Origin of the sequence: Streptomyces pactum (assembly GCF_016031615.1) — a bacterium.
GTDB lineage: Bacteria > Actinomycetota > Actinomycetes > Streptomycetales > Streptomycetaceae > Streptomyces > Streptomyces pactus.
Window position 1 is genome coordinate 4,572,602 of sequence record NZ_JACYXC010000001.1, and the last position, 18,837, is coordinate 4,591,438.

Annotated in this window: 13 protein-coding genes; 7 read left to right on the forward strand and 6 right to left on the reverse strand. The window is 75.2% G+C overall.

Annotation, left to right across the window (positions count from 1 at the left end; genetic code table 11):
- The first annotated feature begins 114 nt into the window (after nt 1-114).
- Nucleotides 115-1,563, forward strand: a complete 1,449-nt coding sequence (locus tag IHE55_RS18085; RefSeq protein ID WP_197989969.1) for an NAD(P)H-quinone dehydrogenase — start codon at nt 115-117, stop codon at nt 1,561-1,563.
- Nucleotides 1,564-2,052: 489 nt separating this feature from the next.
- Nucleotides 2,053-3,096, forward strand: coding sequence for a DeoR/GlpR family DNA-binding transcription regulator (locus tag IHE55_RS18090; RefSeq protein ID WP_232266506.1), 1,044 nt, complete (start codon nt 2,053-2,055; stop codon nt 3,094-3,096).
- A gap of 297 nt (nt 3,097-3,393) precedes the next feature.
- On the opposite strand, the gene IHE55_RS18095 is transcribed toward IHE55_RS18090, so the two are convergent.
- Both IHE55_RS18095 and IHE55_RS18100 read right to left on the reverse strand, forming a co-directional pair.
- A complete protein-coding gene (locus IHE55_RS18095) occupies nt 3,394-3,990 on the reverse strand; it encodes a TetR/AcrR family transcriptional regulator (RefSeq protein ID WP_197989971.1) in 597 nt (198 codons plus the stop codon).
- Between the two features lie 438 nt (nt 3,991-4,428).
- Complete coding sequence (locus IHE55_RS18100) at nt 4,429-6,195, reverse strand: acetyl/propionyl/methylcrotonyl-CoA carboxylase subunit alpha (RefSeq protein ID WP_197989972.1); 1,767 nt, start codon at nt 6,193-6,195, stop codon at nt 4,429-4,431.
- A 430-nt stretch (nt 6,196-6,625) separates the two neighbouring features.
- On the opposite strand from IHE55_RS18100, the gene IHE55_RS18105 reads away from it, so the two are divergent.
- The gene (locus tag IHE55_RS18105) at nt 6,626-7,096 is read left to right on the forward strand and encodes a hypothetical protein (RefSeq protein WP_307826724.1); all 471 of its coding nucleotides are present in this window, start codon (nt 6,626-6,628) and stop codon (nt 7,094-7,096) included.
- 286 nt (nt 7,097-7,382) lie between these two features.
- On the opposite strand, the gene IHE55_RS18110 is transcribed toward IHE55_RS18105, so the two are convergent.
- The 4 genes from IHE55_RS18110 to IHE55_RS18125 all read right to left on the reverse strand — a co-directional run bounded on the left by IHE55_RS18110 (nt 7,383) and on the right by IHE55_RS18125 (nt 12,377).
- A complete protein-coding gene (locus tag IHE55_RS18110; protein WP_197989973.1) occupies nt 7,383-7,997 on the reverse strand; it encodes a Maf family protein in 615 nt (204 codons plus the stop codon).
- A 279-nt stretch (nt 7,998-8,276) separates the two neighbouring features.
- On the reverse strand, nt 8,277-9,740 hold the full coding sequence (locus IHE55_RS18115; RefSeq protein ID WP_197989974.1) for a peptidoglycan D,D-transpeptidase FtsI family protein: 1,464 nt from the start codon (nt 9,738-9,740) through the stop codon (nt 8,277-8,279).
- Between the two features lie 453 nt (nt 9,741-10,193).
- Nucleotides 10,194-10,439 carry an acyl-CoA carboxylase subunit epsilon gene (locus tag IHE55_RS18120; protein ID WP_197989975.1) on the reverse strand — a complete coding sequence of 82 codons (246 nt, stop codon included), beginning with the start codon at nt 10,437-10,439 and terminating at the stop codon, nt 10,194-10,196.
- Between the two features lie 339 nt (nt 10,440-10,778).
- Nucleotides 10,779-12,377 carry an acyl-CoA carboxylase subunit beta gene (locus IHE55_RS18125; protein WP_197989976.1) on the reverse strand — a complete coding sequence of 533 codons (1,599 nt, stop codon included), beginning with the start codon at nt 12,375-12,377 and terminating at the stop codon, nt 10,779-10,781.
- A 390-nt stretch (nt 12,378-12,767) separates the two neighbouring features.
- On the opposite strand from IHE55_RS18125, the gene IHE55_RS18130 reads away from it, so the two are divergent.
- From IHE55_RS18130 to IHE55_RS18145, 4 genes are all read left to right on the forward strand, one after another.
- A complete protein-coding gene (locus IHE55_RS18130) occupies nt 12,768-13,670 on the forward strand; it encodes a biotin--[acetyl-CoA-carboxylase] ligase (protein WP_197989977.1) in 903 nt (300 codons plus the stop codon).
- A 144-nt stretch (nt 13,671-13,814) separates the two neighbouring features.
- Entirely contained in the window at nt 13,815-15,047 is a 1,233-nt protein-coding gene (locus IHE55_RS18135; protein WP_197989978.1) for an adenylate/guanylate cyclase domain-containing protein, read from the forward strand.
- A 798-nt stretch (nt 15,048-15,845) separates the two neighbouring features.
- Nucleotides 15,846-16,640, forward strand: coding sequence for an enoyl-CoA hydratase/isomerase family protein (locus IHE55_RS18140; protein WP_197989979.1), 795 nt, complete (start codon nt 15,846-15,848; stop codon nt 16,638-16,640).
- 738 nt (nt 16,641-17,378) lie between these two features.
- The gene (locus IHE55_RS18145; RefSeq protein ID WP_372442770.1) at nt 17,379-18,620 is read left to right on the forward strand and encodes a GGDEF domain-containing protein; all 1,242 of its coding nucleotides are present in this window, start codon (nt 17,379-17,381) and stop codon (nt 18,618-18,620) included.
- The last annotated feature ends 217 nt before the right edge of the window (nt 18,621-18,837 follow it).

Below are 18,837 nucleotides of genomic sequence, written 5' to 3' on the forward strand. Positions count from 1 at the left end.
ATCGGCCTCAGAGGTGGCAGGCTCGAAGAGAGATTCATACGAAAACCGGACGGACGCTCGTGCCCACGGCCCACCGAGGGCCCCGGGCGGAGTCATCTTGATGGGTGCGGGACAATGGAGCTTGTGACTCGGATCGTGATCATCGGTGGCGGACCCGGCGGCTACGAGGCGGCACTGGTGGCCGCCCAGCTCGGCGCGGAGGTGACCGTCGTCGATTGCGACGGTCTGGGCGGTGCGTCGGTGCTCACCGACTGCGTGCCGTCGAAGACGTTGATCGCCACGGCCGAGGTCATGACGACCTTCGACTCCTCGTACGAGGAGCTGGGCATCATCGTGGCCGACGACACGCCGCCGCTGGAGCAGGCAGCCCGGGTGGTGGGGGTCGATCTCGGCAAGGTCAACCGCCGGGTCAAGCGGCTCGCCCTCGCCCAGTCGCACGACATCACCGCCTCGGTCACCCGGGCCGGCGGCCGGGTGCTGCGCGGCCGGGGCCGACTGGCCCCCGGGCAGGCCGCGGACGGCTCCCGCGAGGTCGTGGTGCGGTCCGCCGACGGCAGCGAGGAGACGCTCGTCGCCGACGCGGTGCTGATCGCCACCGGCGCGCACCCGCGGGAGATCCCGGACGCCCAGCCGGACGGCGAGCGCATCCTCAACTGGACGCAGGTCTACGACCTCGACGAGCTGCCCGAAGAGCTGATCGTGGTGGGTTCCGGCGTCACCGGCGCCGAGTTCGCCGGCGCGTACCAGGCGCTGGGCTCCCGGGTCACGCTGGTCTCCAGCCGCGACCGGGTGCTGCCGGGCGAGGACCCGGACGCCGCCGCGGTGCTGGAGGACGTCTTCCGGCGGCGCGGCATGAACGTCATGGGCCGCTCCCGGGCCCAGGCCGCCAAGCGGGTGGGGGACCGGGTGGAGGTGACGCTCGCCGACGGCCGGGTGATCACCGGTACGCACTGTCTGATGGCGGTCGGCTCCATCCCCAACACCGAGGGCATCGGCCTGGAGGAGGCGGGCGTCCGGCTCCGCGAGTCCGGGCACATCTGGACCGACAAGGTGTCCCGGACCACCGCGCCCGGCGTCTACGCGGCCGGTGACTGCACCGGTGTCCTCGCGCTCGCCTCGGTCGCCGCGATGCAGGGCCGGATCGCGATGTACCACTTCCTCGGCGACGCGGTCACCCCGCTCAACCTCAAGGCCGTCTCGGCGAACGTGTTCACCGACCCGGAGATCGCCACCGTCGGCTACTCGCAGGCGGACGTGGACGCCGGCAAGATCGACGCCCGGGTGGTCAAGCTCCCGCTGCTGCGCAACCCGCGCGCCAAGATGCAGGGCATCCGGGACGGCTTCGTGAAGATCTTCTGCCGTCCGGGCACCGGCATCGTGGTCGGTGGCGTGGTGGTCGCCCCCCGCGCCAGCGAGCTGATCCACCCGATCTCGATCGCGGTGGACAACAACCTGACGGTCGAGCAGATCGCCAACGCCTTCACCGTCTACCCGTCGCTCTCCGGCTCGATCGCCGAGGTGGCGCGGCAGCTGCACACCCGTAAGACGCAGAGCGAGCGCTGACGGCGGGCCGGCGGGGGCGCGTTCCCGCGCTGCCTCCGGCCGGCCGCCGGGCAGGTACCCACTGCTGCCGGGCACGTACCCGGCCGGCCGCCGCGCGCGGATCCGGCCGGCCGCCGGCGCGTACCCGGTCGGTGGCCGTCCGCCGCCGGGCGCGTCACCCGTCGGGTGGACCGCTCACGTGTACCGCGTACCCCGCCGAGTCGCCGGCGCGCGCCCGCGGGCCGGCCGGGCCGGCCGCGCGTCCGGGGCGGTCCGGGACCGCGCGGTCGTCGTTCCGCCGGGCGCGGGAAGGGCCGTGCGGGCGCCGGCGGGAGGGCGGGCGGCGGGGCCACGGAGGACCGAGGATGTCCGGTGACGGCCCTTATACCACTTCGCGTGTTCGGGAACGAACAACTTCTGATATTTGGTGCAAGCTGCTGAAACCAGATGGTCGTTGGCGTTACTGTCAGTTCTGTGTTCGCTGCAGAACGTCGTCAATTGATCCTTGAAATGGTGCGGGCCAACGGAGCGGTGTCGCTCCGGGAGCTCGCCCGCGTCGTCCAGACCTCAGAAGTGACCGTACGGCGGGACGTGCGGGCGCTGGAGGCAGAAGGACTGCTCGACCGCCGGCACGGCGGTGCGGTACTGCCGGGCGGATTCACCAGGGACTCCGGCTTTCCGCAGAAGTCCCACCTGGCGACCGCGGAGAAGACGGCCATCGCCGACCTCGCCGCCGGCCTGGTGGAGGAGGGCGAGGCCATCGTGGTCGGGGCCGGCACCACCACGCAGGAGCTGGCCCGCCGGCTCGCCCGGATCCCGGGCCTGACGGTGGTCACCAACTCGCTGCTGGTCGCCCAGGCGCTGGCGCACGCCAACCGGGTCGAGGTGGTCATGACCGGCGGCACCCTGCGCGGCTCCAACTACGCACTGGTCGGCAGCGGGGCCGAGCAGTCCCTCCAGGGGCTCCGGGTCTCCCGCGCCTTCCTCTCCGGCAGCGGCCTGACCGCCGAACGCGGGCTCTCCACCTCCAACATGCTCTCCGCCAGTGTGGACCGGGCCCTGGTCCAGGCCGCGTCCGAGGTCGTGGTGCTGGCCGACCACACCAAACTGGGCACCGACACCATGTTCCAGACCGTGCCCACCGAGCTGATCACCCGGCTGGTGACCGACGAACCGCCCGCGCACGACGAACGGGCCGGCACCGAGTTGCAGGCGCTGGCCGACCAGGGCGTGCAGATCACCGTGGCCGGCACGGGCACCGGCGGTGGACCCGCCGGTACGGGTGGCGGAGCCGGCACGGCCGGCGGGCCCGGTGCCGAGGCCGGCGGGACGGGCAGACCCCAGCCCCGGCACGCCCCCGGCCCGCACCCCACCGGGCGGGCGGCGGCGGAGGACGGCATGCCGCTGCCCGGCCAGCGCCGGAACCACCAGCCACCGGGGCCGGGCGGCGGCCCGCAACTCCGCGCCGGGGCACCCCTGGTGGACGGTGGCCGGGGCGACACCGCACGACTCGACGGCGGCCGGATCGCCGACCTCGCCCCCCGCCGCCGCTGAGTCCCGGCACGGCACCGGGCCGATGGCCGCCGGGCCTCCGCGTCACCGCCGGGCCTCCGCGCCACCGCTGGGCCCGGAGGGCCGCCGGGTCCGGCAGGCCGCCGACGCCCCGCGCCGCCGTTCAGACCCCGGCGGCGGCCGGGCCCGGCCCGCGGGGCCCGGAGCCCGCGGTGGTACGCCGGAATCCGGTCCCGCCGTACGCCGACGCCCGGCCGTACGCCGATGCCCGTTCGCACGCCGATCCCCGTGCGTACGCGGGAATCCGCGGGGGCGCGCCGGCACCCCGGACCGGAGTGGTCAGCGGGCCTTGAGGCCGGTGAAGGTGAGCGTCAGCAACCGGTCGGCGAGCCCGGGGTCGCCCGGTGACTGCTCCACGGCCAGCGCGATGGCGTTGGTGAGCTGCATCAGATCGGCGATCTCCACGTCGGCCCGGACCGAACCGGCCTGCTGCGCACGGGTCAGCAGCGCGCTGCCGGCCCGGTGGATCGGTTCGCTGCACCGGGTCAGCTCGGCGCTCCCCTCCGCGGCCGCGCAGAGGAACGCGCGGGACAGCCCACGGTAGGTGCCGGCGTGGTCGATGACGGCGCGCAGCCAGTCGATCAGCGCACGGCACGGCTGCGGCGCCCGGGCCAGCTCCCGGGAGCGGGCCAGCAGCGCGTCCAGCTCGCCGTAGAAGACGGCGCCGATCAGCGCGGTGCGGTTGGGGAAGTGGCGGTACAGGGTGCCGATGCCCACCCCGGCGCGGCGCGCGATGTCCTCCAGCGCGACGTCGGTGCCGTGCTCGGTGAAGGCGGTCCGGGCCTCGGCGAGGAGCCGCTCGTAATTGCGGCGGGCGTCGGCGCGCTTCGGCCGCGCGGACCGCACGTCGTATCCCTGTGCCGCCTCGGCCGTCATCGCCGGTCCCTCTCCTTCCGCCGGCCCGGTGGGCCCGGCCCCGACTCAAGCATGCCATCCGGGAACGGACCGGCCGGGCGACGGCCGGTGGGAGCCCGTGGGGCGGGAGTGTCCGCACTCGGGTCCGGAACGGAGGCCTGTGGACGAGGAGCGGGTCCCGCGGGCTGGGGGCGTGTTCCGGGCGCTCACGGCGGGCACCGGCTCACCCCGGCCGCCGTAGGGCCGGGCCGGGCCGGCGCCGCGGGGACGGGGTCGGGGTCGGGCCGGCGCCGCCGCGGGGTCGGGGTCGGCCGGGGACGGATGGGGCCGGTGGCCCGCCGTGGCGGAGGCTCCGGACGGGCCGGGGTGTGCGCGAGGGCCCCGGCCGGTTCCTGGTGGGGAACCGGCCGGGGCCCTCGGGGATGTCCTGCGCCGCCGGACGACCGGGCGGCAGCGGGCTCAGTCCTTGATCTCGCAGATGACGGAGCCCGAGGAGATGGAGGCGCCGACCTCGGCGGTGAGGCCCTTGACGGTGCCGGCGCGGTGGGCGTTGAGCGGCTGTTCCATCTTCATCGCCTCCAGGACCACGATCAGCTCGCCTTCGGCGACCTGCTGGCCCTCTTCGACGGCGACCTTGACGATGGTGCCCTGCATCGGGGAGGCCAGCGCGTCGCCGGACGCGGCCGGGCCGGACCGCTTGGCCGCCTTCCGCTTGGGCTTCCGCCCGCCGGCGGCACCGGCCGCGCCCGCGGTGGCCACCCCCAGCGACGCCGGCAGCGACACCTCCAGCCGCTTCCCGCCGACCTCCACCACCACGGTCTCCCGGGCCTGCGCCTCACCCTCGGCGTCGTCCCCGGCGGGAGCCGCGAACGGCGGGATCTCGTTGACGAACTCGGTCTCGATCCACCGGGTGTGCACGGAGAACGCGCCCTCGGCCGGGGCGAACGCCGGGTCGGTGACCACCGCGCGGTGGAACGGCAGCGCGGTCGCCATGCCCTCCACCCGGAACTCGTTCAGCGCGCGCGCCGCCCGCTGCAGCGCCTGCTGCCGCGTCGCACCGGTCACGATCAGCTTCGCCAGCAGCGAGTCCCACGCCGGGCCGATCACACTGCCCGACTCCACCCCCGCGTCCAGCCGAACCCCCGGACCCGACGGCGGCGCGAACAGCGACACCGTCCCCGGCGCCGGCAGGAAGTTCCGCCCCGGATCCTCACCGTTGATCCGGAACTCGAACGAGTGCCCGCGCACCGGCGGATCGTCGTACCCCAGCTCCTCACCGTCGGCGATCCGGAACATCTCCCGCACCAGGTCGATGCCGGTGACCTCCTCGGTCACCGGGTGCTCCACCTGGAGGCGGGTGTTCACCTCCAGGAAGGAGATGGTGCCGTCCGCGCCGACGAGGAACTCGACGGTGCCGGCGCCCACGTACCCGGCTTCCTTCAGGATGGCCTTGGAGGCGCGGTACAGCTGGGCGTTCTGCTCCTCGGTCAGGAACGGGGCCGGGGCCTCCTCCACCAGCTTCTGGTGACGGCGCTGCAGGGAGCAGTCGCGGGTGGAGACCACCACCACGTTGCCGTGCGTGTCGGCCAGGCACTGGGTCTCCACGTGCCGGGGCTTGTCCAGGTAGCGCTCCACGAAGCACTCACCGCGCCCGAAGGCGGCGACCGCCTCGCGCACCGCGGAGTCGTACAGCTCCGGGACCTCCTCCAGGGTCCGGGCGACCTTCAACCCGCGCCCACCGCCACCGAACGCGGCCTTGATCGCGATCGGCAGCCCGTGCTCCCGCGCGAACGCCACGACCTCCTCCGCACCCGAGACCGGGTCCGGGGTACCGGCCACCAGCGGCGCACCCGCACGCTGGGCGATGTGCCGGGCGGCGACCTTGTCACCCAGGTCCCGGATCGCCTGCGGCGGCGGACCGATCCAGATCAGCCCCGCGTCCAGCACCCGCTGCGCGAACTCCGCGTTCTCGGAGAGGAACCCGTACCCCGGGTGCACCGCGTCCGCACCCGACTCCGCCGCGGCCGCCAGCACCTTGTCCATGTCCAGATAGCTGGCCGCCGGGGTGTCACCACCCAGCGCGTACGCCTCGTCGGCCGCGCGCACATGCACCGCGTCCCGGTCCGGATCGGCGTACACAGCCACGCTCGCGATCCCGGCATCCCGACAGGCACGGGCAACGCGGACAGCGATTTCGCCACGGTTGGCGATGAGCACCTTGCGCACGATGGCTCCCTCCTTGAAACAAGCCAAGAGTTTAGGTACGGGCAACACTTCGCGCCGAGGAGACTCCGGTGGTGAGCTTGACCACACGGAGGGTGAAACGGGTCGCACGCCGCGGGCGAAATCCCCTGTCGACCCACGGTACGCCGGGGTTCCGCGGTTCCACGGCGGTCCCGGATGTGGTCAAGGTCTCGGTCCGCACCTCGGACCACTGTCGATGTTTCTTTGTGGGGTTCCTATAAGCGGCGCACCGAATCTTTGCCCTCCGGTCGCGCCGCCGCCGCGCCACCCGCCGGTGGTCGCGCCCCCCGGTCGGTCCCGGCTCTTGTCGGCCGGGGGGTGGCGGCGGGTACGGTGCGCGGTGTCATGGCGCCATACCGCGGGTAACACCGGGGTGCGCCGACGGGACCGCGAGGGACGGGGGTGGTGCTCGGTGGGACGCAGACCGGTGGCCGTGGTCGCGGCGGTGGTGCTGGTGGCCGAGGCCGTCGGCATCGCGCTGCTCAACTGGGTCCTGGGCCTGATGGTGAACCGTCAGAAGATGTCGATGGGTGGCGTGGACCCGGACGCGATGTCCGCCGCCACCTGGGCCATGGGCGGCGTGTTCGGCCTCTATCTGCTCACCTGCGCGGGCCTGTTGCTGCGCGCCGCGGTACGCGACCGGGCCCCGGGCCGGTTCGCCCGTACCGTGCTCATCAGCTGCGCGGTGGTGCACGGCGTGCTGGGCGCGCTGACCGTCGGACTGGTGGGCTGGGGCGCGTTCGCGGTCCTCATGGTGGTGCTCGGCCTGATCGTGCTGGCGCTGTTGGCATACGACGACGGGGACCTGCCCGGCGACGGGCCCGCGGCGGCCCCCGAGGACGGCTCCCCGGCGGCGCACGGCCCCGGTCCGGCGCCCGCCTGAGCCGGGCGGAGGCGACGGTTCCCGGGGCCCCGGAACGGGCCCGGAGGGCCGTACGAGCCGTCTCATTCCGTGGACGTGGCCCCGGGCGGGGGCCGCTCGCCCCTGAGCGGCCGTCCCGTGGCCGGGTCGCCGGCCCCCGGCCCGGACTCCGCGGACACGGTCACCGGCGTGTGATCACCGGCCCCCCGGTTCGTGGTCACCGGCTCCCGGTCACGGGTCCCCGCCTCGGCCAGGGCGGCCGTGCGGCCCCCGGGCACCGGTTGTCGGTCACCGGCCCCACGGCGCGTCAGGCGCCGGACGGCGCCCACAGGTCGGTGATGGCGGTGTCCAGCTCGGCCAGGAGGCGGCGCAGCAGCGGCAGCGACAGCCCGATGACGTTGCCGGGGTCGCCGTCGATGCCGTCGATGAACGGTGCCGAGCGGCCGTCGAGGGTGAAGGCGCCGGCGACGTGCAGCGGCTCGCCGCTCGCCACGTACGCGGCGATCTCCGCGTCGGAGGGTTCGCCGAACCGGACCGTGGTGGCGGCGGAGGCGGAGGTCCGCCGGCCGGTGGCGGTGTCGATGACGCAGTGACCGGTGCGCAGCACCCCGGAACGGCCGCGCATCGCCTTCCAGCGGGCGGTGGCGTCCTCGGCGTCGGCCGGCTTGCCCAGCGCCCGCCCGTCCAGCTCCAGCACCGAGTCGCAGCCGATCACCAGGGCGCCCGCGGCCTCCGGGCGGGCGGCCACCGCGGTGGCCTTGGCCTCGGCCAGCAGCCGGGCCAGTTCGGCGGGGGTGTCGGCGGTGATGGCGTCCTCGTCCACCCCGCTGACGATCACCCGGGGGTCGAGTCCCGCCTGGCGCAGCAGGCCGAGCCGGGCGGGGGAGGCGGACGCGAGGATGACGGTGCGGCGGTCGGTCATGTGCCCCAGCGTAGGGGGTCGTCCGACGGCGGGAAGGGGCACCCGGTGGCGCGGAGGGCGCCCGGTGACGAAGGCCCGCCGGGCGGCGTGGGGGGCGCGCGCGGCGGGGCGGCAGGGGCCGGCCGGGGCCAGGTACCGGCCCGGCCGGGCCCCAGGGAGACCCGGCGGACGGCGCCGCCGGACCGCGTCCCCGGCCGGCCGGCCCTCCGGGCCCGCCCCTCGCCGCGGCACCGGCCCGCCGCAGCCCTGGCGTGGGCGCGGGCCGTCCCCGGCGGGGCGTCAGTCGGCGAGCACCGCCCGCATGACCTTCTGGGCGATCGGCCCGGCCAGCCCGCCGCCGGAGATCTGGTCCCGCGGGATGCTGTCGTCCGGGTCGATCATCACCGCCACCGCGACCGGGGAGCCGTCGCCCTTCTTGGCGTAGGAGATGAACCAGGCCAGCGGCGGGATGCTGTTGTCCACGCCGCGCTGGGCGGTACCGGTCTTGGCGCCGACGGTGACGCCGGGGATGCGGCCCGGCCGTCCGGTGCCCTTCTCGGCGGTGTCCTCCATCATCTTCTGCAGCTTGGCGGCGGTCTCCTCGGAGACGGCCTCGGACATCACCTGGGGCTCGTACTTCTCGACGGTGTCCAGGTCGGCGTCGCGCAACTCCTCGACCAGGTACGGCTTCATCAGGGTGCCATCGTTGGCGACCGCGGCGGTCATCATCGCGATCTGGAGCGGGGTGGCGACCACGCTGGACTGGCCGATGCCGGACATCGCGGTCTGCGGGCGGTCCATCTCCTCGGGGAAGACGCTCTCCGCGGCGCGGACCGGGGTGTCCACCTCGGGGTCGTTGAACCCGAACTTCTCCGCCGTCTCCCGCATGGTGTCCTTGCCAAGGTCGGCGCTGACCTTGCCGTAGACGTTGTTGCACGAGTGCTGCATGGCGACGTTGAGCGAGGCGTTCTTGCAGGGCGCGGTGGGGCTGTGGTTGGGCAGCACCCGGTTGGTGTCCGGCATCGTCCACGGGTCCGGCGACTCGGTGGGCGCGTCGATGTCGGAGTACTTGCCGTTCTCCAGGGCCGCCGCCGCGGTGATGACCTTGAACGTGGAGCCGGGGGGATAGACCTCCTTCAGCGCCCGGTTGGTCATCGGCTTCCGCTTGTCCTTCTGCAGCCGGTCCCAGGCGGCCACGTCCTTGTCGGAGCTGCCGGCGAAGTCGGACGGGTCGTAGGACGGGGTGGAGGCGAGGGCGAGGATCTTGCCGGTGTCCGGCTCGATGGCGACCACCGCGCCGGTCCGGTCGCCCAGCCCCTCGAAGGCGGCCTTCTGCGCCTTGGGGTTGATGGTGGTCACCACGTCCCCGCCGCGCCGCTTGTCGCCGGTGAACATGCCCAGGGTGCGCTGGAGGAAGAGGCGGTCGTCGGTGCCGCTGAGCAGCTTCTCGTTGAGCTTCTCCAGGTGGTTGGCGCCGTAGGTCTGCGAGGAGTAGCCGGTGACCGGGGCGTACATCTCGCCCTGCTTGAAGACCCGCTTGTACGCGAAGTTGATGCCGCCGGTCTTCACCGAACCGGTGATGGGACGCCCGCCGACGATGATGTCCCCGCGTGGCTGGGCGTACGCGTCGATCTTCACGCGGAAGTTCCGGTCGTGGTCGGCGAGCGCCTCGGCGCGGTGGAACTGCAGCCAGGTGGTGCGCAACAGCAAGGCGAGGACGAGCAGACCGGAGAAGACGGCGATGTGGCGTATCGGTCGGTTCATCGGCGTGCGGCTCCCTGCTGCCGGGCGGGCCGCCCCGGCGGGGCCGCCGCGGCGGCGTGAGATGAGGACTCGGCGGTACTGCGGAGTGGAAGAGGCGGAAACGGTGTGACCGGTTCCCGGGCCCCGGACACCCGGTCCGTCCCTGGACCCGGACCCGTCGCCGGCCCCGGACGCCGGCCCGGCCGGGCCGTCCCCGCGTCGGAGGCGGGCCGGGCCGTCTCCGTGACCGGGCGGGCGGTCCACCCCGCCACCATGATCGGGCCGGGGCGCCCCCGCGGCCAAATCGGGGCCGGGCCGCGGTGCCCGCGCCCGGCGCCACGGCCAGGTCCGGTGACGCACCGCCCGCTGCACGGCGGACGTCGCTCTCGTGAACGGACGGTCCCGGCGGGTGGCGTCGCCCCCGGACGCGCGATCGGGTGGCGTCGCGGTCCGCGGAGTGCGGTCAGGGCGCGCTCAGCAGCACCAGGGCGATGAGCACGGCGACCGCCAGCACGGTGCCCGCCCGGCGGAGCTGCGCCAGGAGTGCGGTCCGGGGTGCGGGACCCGGTTGCCGGGGATGGTCCGGGCCGGGTCGGCCCACTCGTCCGGTACCCGCTGTCCCGGCGCGGCGGCGGTGACGGCCGCCGCGCGGGCCTGAACCACCGCCAGTGCGGCGGCCAGCTCCTCGGGGGTGGGGTTGCCACGGAGAACCTTGATCATGGGAACAACCCTTTCTGGAGACGGACGTGGTGTCGTGGTGGTGCCGCCGTACGGAGGGGTCCGGCCGTGGACCGAGGCGCCCCCGCGGGCGGTGCGCGGCGGCAGGCGCCCCCTGCGGAGGCGCCCCTACGGGTATGCCCTGACAGGGCACCCTTACGACGTCCCCAGGGGGATTCCCTCACGAAGAACCCCTACGAGACGCCTCTACGGGATCCCCTACGGAGATCCCTACGGAGACCCTATGGAGATCCCCTGCGGGGGCACCCGTGCCGCGGGGCGCGCGGGGCCGCCGGGCGGGACGGCGGACCACCCGCCGGCGGCACCGCGCGCCGGCGGCGCCTACAGCGGGATGTTGCCGTGCTTCTTCGGCGGCAGCGCCTCCCGCTTGTTCCGCAGCGACCGCAGCCCGCGCACGATGTGGCGCCGGGTGTCGGAGGGCATGATCACCGCGTCGATGTACCCGCGTTCCGCCGCCACGTACGGGTTGAGCAGGGCGTCCTCGTACTCGGCGATCAGCCGGGCACGGGTGGCCTCGGGGTCCTCGGCCTCCGCGATGGTGCGGCGGTGCAGGATGTTCACCGCGCCCTGCGCGCCCATCACCGCGATCTGGGCGGTGGGCCAGGCGAGGTTCAGGTCCGCGCCCAGGTGCTTGGATCCCATCACGTCGTACGCGCCGCCGAACGCCTTGCGGGTGATCACCGTGATCAGCGGGACGGTGGCCTCGGCGTAGGCGTAGATGAGCTTGGCGCCGCGCCGGATGATGCCGTTGTACTCCTGGTCGGTGCCCGGGAGGAAGCCCGGCACGTCCACGAAGGTCAGCACCGGCACGTTGAAGGCGTCACAGGTCCGCACGAACCGGGCGGCCTTCTCCGAGGCGTCGATGTCCAGGCAGCCGGCGAACTGCATCGGCTGGTTGGCGACGATGCCCACCGGGTGGCCCTCGACCCGGCCGAACCCGGTGACGATGTTGGGCGCGAACAGCGGCTGGGTCTCCAGGAACTCGCCCTCGTCCAGCACGTGCTCGATGACCTTGTGCATGTCGTACGGCTGGTTCGCCGAGTCCGGGACGATGGTGTCCAGCTCCCGGTCGTCGTCGGTGACCTCCAGGTCCGCCTCCTCGGGGAAGGCCGGCGGCTCGGAGAGGTTGTTCGACGGCAGGTAGGACAGCAGCGCCTTGACGTACTCCACGGCGTCCTTCTCGTCCGACGCCATGTAGTGCGCGACGCCGGAGGTGGCGTTGTGGGTACGGGCCCCGCCCAGCTCCTCGAAGCCCACGTCCTCGCCGGTCACCGTCTTGATCACGTCCGGGCCGGTGATGAACATGTGCGAGGTCTGGTCCACCATGACGGTGAAGTCGGTGATCGCCGGCGAGTAGACCGCGCCGCCCGCGCACGGCCCGACCACCAGGCTGATCTGCGGGATCACCCCGGAGGCGTGGGTGTTGCGGCGGAAGATCTCCCCGTACAGGCCCAGGGCGCTGACGCCCTCCTGGATACGGGCGCCGCCGGAGTCGTTGATGCCGATGACCGGACAGCCGGTCTTCAGCGCGAAGTCCATCACCTTGACGATCTTCTGGCCGAACACCTCGCCCAGGGCCCCGCCGAAGACCGTGAAGTCCTGGGAGAACACCGCGACCGGGCGGCCGTCGATGGTGCCGTACCCGGTGACCACGCCGTCCCCATAGGGGCGGCTCCGGTCCATACCGAAATTGGTCGAGCGGTGCCGGGCGAACTCGTCCAGCTCCGTGAACGACCCCTCGTCCAGGAGGAGGGCGATCCGCTCACGGGCGGTCAGTTTGCCCTTGGCGTGCTGCTTCTCCACCGCCCGGGCGGACCCGGCGTGGGTCGCCTCGTCGATGCGGCGCTGCAGATCCGCGAGCTTCCCCGCGGTGGTGTGGCACCTCTGGCTGTTGTCGGGGGCAATCTCCGGCTCGGACATCGGGATGCGGCTCCTGCTCGTCCTCGGGGGCGGACTGGATGAGGACCGGGGAAGCGGGCCGGCCGCGGTGGGCGGTGCGGCCGCGGGGCCACGCCGCCGCTGCCGGCGACTTCCCGGTGGTCCGGGATGGTCAGGGGGTCAAGACCTACGGGCGTCCGGGCCGTACGGGATGTGCGGTCCGGACGGGGGTACGGGCGGCCCGGGGTGTTCCGGGCGCCGCGCGGATTCCGGGGCGGTTCGGGGGCGTTCGCAACCTCACAGGCGTGTTCGACCATGCTGGTACGGGGTTGTCCGGGTGGGTGACCTCGGCTACCGGCTCGTAGCGTATCGGCGGGGCCCCGCCGTGGCACTGCGTCGTTGGCCACACCTCCTGAGCCTAGGCTGGCCCGTATGAGCCCTTCCGACACCCCCGGCGGCCGGTGGTCCGACCTGGACCGCCCGCCGCTCAACGCCACGGCCCTGCGCCGGGCCCTGATCCGGCCGGGCGGCCTGTGGACCTCCCTGGAGGTCGTGCCCGCCACCGGCTCCACCAACACCGACCTGGCGGCCGCCGCGGTGCGGGGAGCGGCCGAGGGAACGGTGCTGATCGCCGAGGAGCAGACGGCCGGCCGCGGCCGGCTGGACCGGAACTGGTCCGCGCCGCCGCGGTCCGGGCTGTTCTTCTCGGTGCTGCTGCGGCCCGGCGACCGGGTGCCCGCCGAGCGCTGGGTGTGGCTGCCGCTGCTCGCCGGGGTCGCCACCGCCACCGCGCTCTCCCGGTCGGCCGGCGTGGACACCGCCCTCAAGTGGCCCAACGACGTCCTGCTGACCTCCACCCCGGACACCGGCGCCGGGCCGGGGCGGGTGCCGGCCCCCGTGGAGCGCAAGTGCGGCGGCATCCTCGCCGAGCGCGCCGGCGACGCCGTGGTGCTGGGCGTCGGCATCAACGTCTCGCTCCGCGCCGACGAGCTGCCGGTGCCCACCGCGGGCTCGCTGGCGCTGGCCGGCGCGGCCAACGTCGACCGCGACCCGGTGCTGCGCGCGGTGCTCCGCTCGCTGGAGGAGTGGTACGGCCGCTGGCGGGAGACCGGCGGCGACCCGTCCGCCAGCCGCCTCCAGCAGGCGTACGCCGCGGGCTGCGCGACCCTGGGCCGGACCGTCCGCGCCGAGCTGCCCGGCGGGCGCGCCACGGTCGGCGAGGCGGTGGCGGTGGACGGCGACGGCCGGCTGGTCATCGCCACGGCCGACGGAGCGCACGAATCGGTGGCCGCGGGCGACATCGTGCACCTGCGCGCCGCCTCCGCCGGAGAGTGAGCTACGGCACACCTGCCGTATCGTTGAGGCGGTCCGTCCAGCTCGGACGGGAGACGGCGAGTCGTGACCGGCGGTCCGGCGTGTCCGGAGGACCGGAAGAGGAAGCGGAAGGGCAGTGCGCAGGACTCGGACAGGGGGCGGGCGGTGAGCGGCGACGGCGGCGCGGACCGCGACGGGGTGGACCCGGGCGCCGCGGCACCGGACGCCGCCACCGCTGACGCCGGCCCGGCCGACGGCGGCCGGACCGGCCCCGGCGGGGGCGGCGGCACAGACGGCGGCGACGGCGGGGAGAGCGGGGAGAGCGGCGACGCCGCGGACGCGGACGGAGCCGACGAGGACTCCATCGCGCTCCGCCTGGAACAGCTGATCCTCGGCGCCGAGCGGCGGTACACCCCCTTCCAGGCGGCCCGCAGCGCGGGCGTCTCGGTGGACCGGGCCACCCGCTTCTGGCACGCGATGGGGTTCGCCGACATCGGCCAGGCCAAGGCGCTCACCGAGGCGGACGTGCTGGCGCTGCGCCGGCTCGCCGGTCTGGTCGAGGCCGGGCTGCTCAGCGAGCCGATGGCCATCCAGGTGGCCCGCTCCACCGGCCAGACCACCGCCCGGCTGGCCGACTGGCAGATCGACTCCTTCCTGGAGGGCCTGACCGAGCCCCAGGAGACCGGCATGACCCGGACCGAGATCGCCTACCCGCTGGTCGAACTGCTCCTGCCGGAGCTGGAGGAGTTCCTCGTCTACGTCTACCGCCGGCAGCTCGCCGCCGCGACCGGCCGGGTGATCCAGGCCCAGGACGACGCCGAGATGGTCGACCGGCGGCTCGCCGTGGGCTTCGCCGACCTGGTGGGCTTCACCCGGCTCACCCGGCGCCTGGAGGAGGAGGAGCTGGGCGAGCTGGTCGAGGCGTTCGAGACCACCGCCGCCGACCTGGTCGCCGCGCACGGCGGCCGGCTGATCAAGACCCTCGGCGACGAGGTGCTGTACTCCGCCGACGACGCCGGCACCGCCGCCGAGATCGGCCTGCGGCTCATCGAGACCATGGCGAACGACGAGACCATGCCGGAGCTGCGGGTGGGCATCGCCTTCGGCACGGTCACCACCCGGATGGGCGATGTCTTCGGTACCACCGTCAACCTCGCCTCCCGGCTCACCTCGATAGCCCCCAAGGACGCGGTGCTGGTGGACGGCGCCCTCGCCGAGGAACTGACCCGCACCGGCGACGCCCCGGTCTCCGAGGCCGAGGCGGCGGAGGCCGCGGCCGAGGCGGAGAAGCGCGGCGAACAGCCGCCCGGCTACCGCTTCGCCCTCCAGCCGATGTGGCAGCGCCCGGTCCGCGGCCTGGGCATCGTCGAACCCTGGCTGCTCACCCGCCGCGGCTGACCCGCGGCCCGCCGGGGCGGGCGGGTGGAGGCGGACCGGTGGACGGGAAGCGTGCGGCCGGTGGACGGTGTGCCTGACGCTTGGCTGGGGGCTGGGACGGCCCCTGCCGGGGTGGGTGTGTGGCGGGGGTGTCCGCCTCGGCCGGTTGCCGGGATGCCTGAGTGGTGGTGGCTTCCGTGCCGGCCCGTTGCCGGGTTGCAAGGTCGTTCGGGTGCCGGGGTGCGGGGTCGTTCGGGTGCCGGGGTGCCGGGCTGTGGGGGCGCTCGTACGCCCGGGGCCGGGGTGCCGCCCGGGAGGGGCTCGGGGCGCGGGGCGCAGCCGGCCCGCCCGTCCGCTTGTCCCCTGTTCCTTCGTCCACCGTCGGCCCGACCGTCCGTCCGCCCGTCCTTTTGTGCCAGCGGGTCGCCGGACCGTCGGGGCGCGGCGGCGTCCGTCCGGTGGCCGGTGCCGGATCCCCGGCCGGATGCGGGTGTACGGCGGACGCCGCCGGGCACGCGTGCGAGGGGACCGCGGGGGATGCCGCGGCCTGTGCGTGCGGCGCGTACGCCCGCGCGGCCCGGGTGTGGGCCGGGCCGGGTGTCCTCGTCCGCCGACGACGCGCGGTCGTGTGCCCGTCCGCACGGGCGTGCTGCCCCCCGCCGCCTTCGACGTACGACGCGGGCGGGCCGGACGGCGCGGGGTGTCTGGCCCCGCGGCGGGCGGGACCGTACACCGTCGTGACCGGCACCCCTGGCGGGTGTACCGGCCCGCCTGCGATGATCCGGTCAACGATCGTTAACACCGGCTCCGGGAGGGCGCATGACGGAACAGCGGTTCGGCGAATGGGTCGGCGTACGGCGGCACGGGCACGTCGCCGAGCTGGTACTCGACCGGCCCAAGGCGATGAACGCGGTCTCCTCCGAGATGGCCCGGTCGATCGCCGCGGCCTGTGCGGAGCTGGCCGGGGACACCTCGGCGCGCGCGGTGGTCCTCACCTCCACCCACGAGCGGGCCTTCTGCGTCGGCGCGGATCTGAAGGAGCGCAACTCGTTCAGCGACGCCGAGCTGCTGCGGCAGCGCCCGCTGGCCCGCTCCGCGTACACCGGGGTCCTGGAACTGCCGATGCCGACCATCGCGGCGGTGCACGGTTACGCGCTCGGCGGCGGCTTCGAGCTGGCCCTCTCCTGCGACATCATCGTCGCGGACCCGACCGCCGTGGTGGGGCTGCCGGAGGTCTCGGTGGGCGTGCTGCCCGGGGGCGGCGGGACCCAGCTGCTGCCCCGCCGGGTGGGCGCGGCCCGCGCCGCCGAGCTGATCTTCACCGCCCGCCGGGTGGGCGCCGACGAGGCCCTCGCCCTGGGCCTGGTGGACCAGCTGGCGCCCGAGGGCGCGGACCGGGCCGAGGCGCTGGAGCTGGCCGGCCGGATCGCGGCGAACTCGCCGGTGGGCCTGCGCGCCGCCAAGCGGGCGCTGCGCCTGGGCCACGGCCTGGACCTGCGGACCGGTCTGGAGGTGGAGGACGCGGCCTGGCGGACGGTCGCCTTCTCCGGGGACCGGGCGGAGGGCGTCGCCGCCTTCAACGAGAAGCGCACCCCGGACTGGCCGGGGGAGTGACCCCGGGGCGGGCCGGCCGCGGCGGTCGCCCCGGCCGCCGCGGCACCGCGTACCCCGCCGGTCATCCGGCCGCTCACCCTGGGCGCGGCCGGTCCCGCGCCACCGGCCCTTCCGGGACTCCGGTTCTTCCGGCCGTCGGTTCCTCCGAGCCCCGGCCCTTCTGCGGGCGGTCGCCGGTTCCTCCGGCCCCGGCTCCTCCGCTCCCCGACCCCGGGACCCCGGCTCCCGGACCCCGGGACCCCGGCTCGTCGGACCCCGGGCGCACGGCCTTCCCGGGCCGGCGGTCCTCTGGCACCCGGTCCCCCGCCCCGACCGCGGCCGGCCCTGGTCTCGGTACCGGGTCCGGGTCGGTGGCGGGGGACCGTGGCGCGTCCGGAGCCATGACACGCCCCCGGCCCGTGGCGTGACGGTCACCGGGCCGGCCGGGAGCCGGGCCGCCGGCCCTTTCCCGGCGAGCGTGCGGCGGGCGGTGCGCGGTACGGGCCGGGGGTGGCGGCGGGGCGCCGCCGGGCGCCTGGCAGGCTAGGCGCTCCTGCGCGGGCGGACGTCCGCCCCGGACGGTGACGCCGGGGCCCCGCGCGGGTGGGCACCGGCCGGGCCGGGGCCCGCGGACGGGCGCCGGTACGCCGGTCGGGACGGCGGCAGCCGGCCGGACCGGTGGAAGGCGGAACCGGCCGAACGTTCCTACGCTGGATGACGCGGATGCGCGCCGTGGACGTGGTCGCGCACGGCGACGGAATGCGAGGCGCGGTGACGGGCGAGGGCGATGCGCGGCTGAGAGCCGTGGTGGGGCTGGCGCAGGCCATGGCGGCGGCGCACACCCCGCAGGAGGCGGTGCGCTCGGCGGCGGTCCGCGCACGCGACGCCCTCGGCGGCGACTTCGCCGCCGTCTCGGTCTGGGAGCGCGAGAGGGGACGGCTGCGCGTCCTGGTCAACGTCGGGGACCTGGCGGAGGGCGAGGAGGAGTTCCCGGAGGACGAGTGGTACCCGGTGAGCGAGTTCCCGGAGATCGCCGAGTTCCTCCACGAGCAGTGGGCGCGCGGCGGCGAGCCGCACGCCTGGGTGGAGCGGTCCGGTGCGCCGCCCGCCGGCGGCGGCCCCGGTGCCGGGGCGGACCGCCCGCCGGGAGTGCCCCCCTGGGGGTACCCCCGGCCGGGCCGGAGCTGGGGGAGGGTGACCGCGCTGCGGCGGCGCGGCCGGGACAGCTGTGTGGTGGCCCCGATCGTGCTGCGCGGCCGCGCCTGGGGCGAGCTGTACGTGGCGCGGGCGGCGGGGCGGCCGGTGTTCGACCGCGCCGACGCCGACTTCGCCACCGTGCTCGCGGCGGTGACGGCCGCCGGGATCGCCCAGACCGAGCGGCTGGAGGAGGCCCGCCGGCTGGCGTTCACCGATCCGCTGACCGGGCTCGGCAACCGGCGGGCGGTGGACATGCGGCTGGACGAGGCGCTGGAGGCGCACCGCACCCAGGGCACGGTGGTGAGCCTGGTGGTGTGTGACCTCAACGGGCTCAAGGCGGTCAACGACACCCATGGGCACGCGGTCGGCGACCGGCTGCTGGAACGCTTCGGCTCGGTCCTCTCCCGGTGCGGGGCGATGCTGCCGGGCGCGCTGGTGGCACGGCTGGGCGGGGACGAGTTCTGCCTGCTGGAGGTGGGCTCGGAGGCGGACGAGGTGGTCCAGGTCGCCGACGAACTCTGCCGCCGCGCCGCGGAATTGGAGCTGGGCGAGGGAGTGGCCTGCGGCGTCGCCTCGACCGGCGACCCGATCGGCCCGGTACGGTCCGCCCGCCGGCTGTTCCGGCTCGCCGACGCCGCCCAGTACCGGGCCAAGGCGGCCCGCGCCACCAAGCCGGTGGTCGCGGGGCGGGAGGGCGGCCCGGAGGACCCGGTGGTCCGGCTCGCCGACTCCCCGCCGCAGGTCCCGCCCGCCGAGCGCCGCCGCTTCCGCGGCCGGCACACCCCCGCCGACGAGGACGGGTGACCCGGCCCCGGCCCGCCGACGCGGACCGGCCGCCCCTCCCGTCCCGGGCACCTCTCGCCCGTCCGGGCCCGGGGCCCGAAACCCTTCCCGCGCCCAGCCCGCCGCGGGCGCTCGTACGGACCCCCGGGTCCGGCCGCCGTCCGGCCGTACGGCTTCCCCGTCCCGGGCGGGCGGTCCGCCCGTACGGCAGGGTCAGGGCCGATCCCGCCCGCGCCCC

What these genes read in the sequence shown, in the direction of transcription:
- IHE55_RS18085 (WP_197989969.1), top strand. Translation starts at nt 115, where the DNA reads ATGGAGCTTGTGACTCGGATCGTGATCATCGGTGGCGGACCCGGCGGC.
- IHE55_RS18090 (WP_232266506.1), top strand. Translation starts at nt 2,053, where the DNA reads ATGGTGCGGGCCAACGGAGCGGTGTCGCTCCGGGAGCTCGCCCGCGTC.
- IHE55_RS18095 (WP_197989971.1), bottom strand. Translation starts at nt 3,990, where the DNA reads ATGACGGCCGAGGCGGCACAGGGATACGACGTGCGGTCCGCGCGGCCG.
- IHE55_RS18110 (WP_197989973.1), bottom strand. Translation starts at nt 7,997, where the DNA reads ATGACCGACCGCCGCACCGTCATCCTCGCGTCCGCCTCCCCCGCCCGG.
- IHE55_RS18115 (WP_197989974.1), bottom strand. Translation starts at nt 9,740, where the DNA reads ATGAACCGACCGATACGCCACATCGCCGTCTTCTCCGGTCTGCTCGTC.
- IHE55_RS18120 (WP_197989975.1), bottom strand. Translation starts at nt 10,439, where the DNA reads ATGATCAAGGTTCTCCGTGGCAACCCCACCCCCGAGGAGCTGGCCGCC.
- IHE55_RS18125 (WP_197989976.1), bottom strand. Translation starts at nt 12,377, where the DNA reads ATGTCCGAGCCGGAGATTGCCCCCGACAACAGCCAGAGGTGCCACACC.
- IHE55_RS18130 (WP_197989977.1), top strand. Translation starts at nt 12,768, where the DNA reads ATGAGCCCTTCCGACACCCCCGGCGGCCGGTGGTCCGACCTGGACCGC.
- IHE55_RS18140 (WP_197989979.1), top strand. Translation starts at nt 15,846, where the DNA reads ATGACGGAACAGCGGTTCGGCGAATGGGTCGGCGTACGGCGGCACGGG.
- IHE55_RS18145 (WP_372442770.1), top strand. Translation starts at nt 17,379, where the DNA reads ATGCGAGGCGCGGTGACGGGCGAGGGCGATGCGCGGCTGAGAGCCGTG.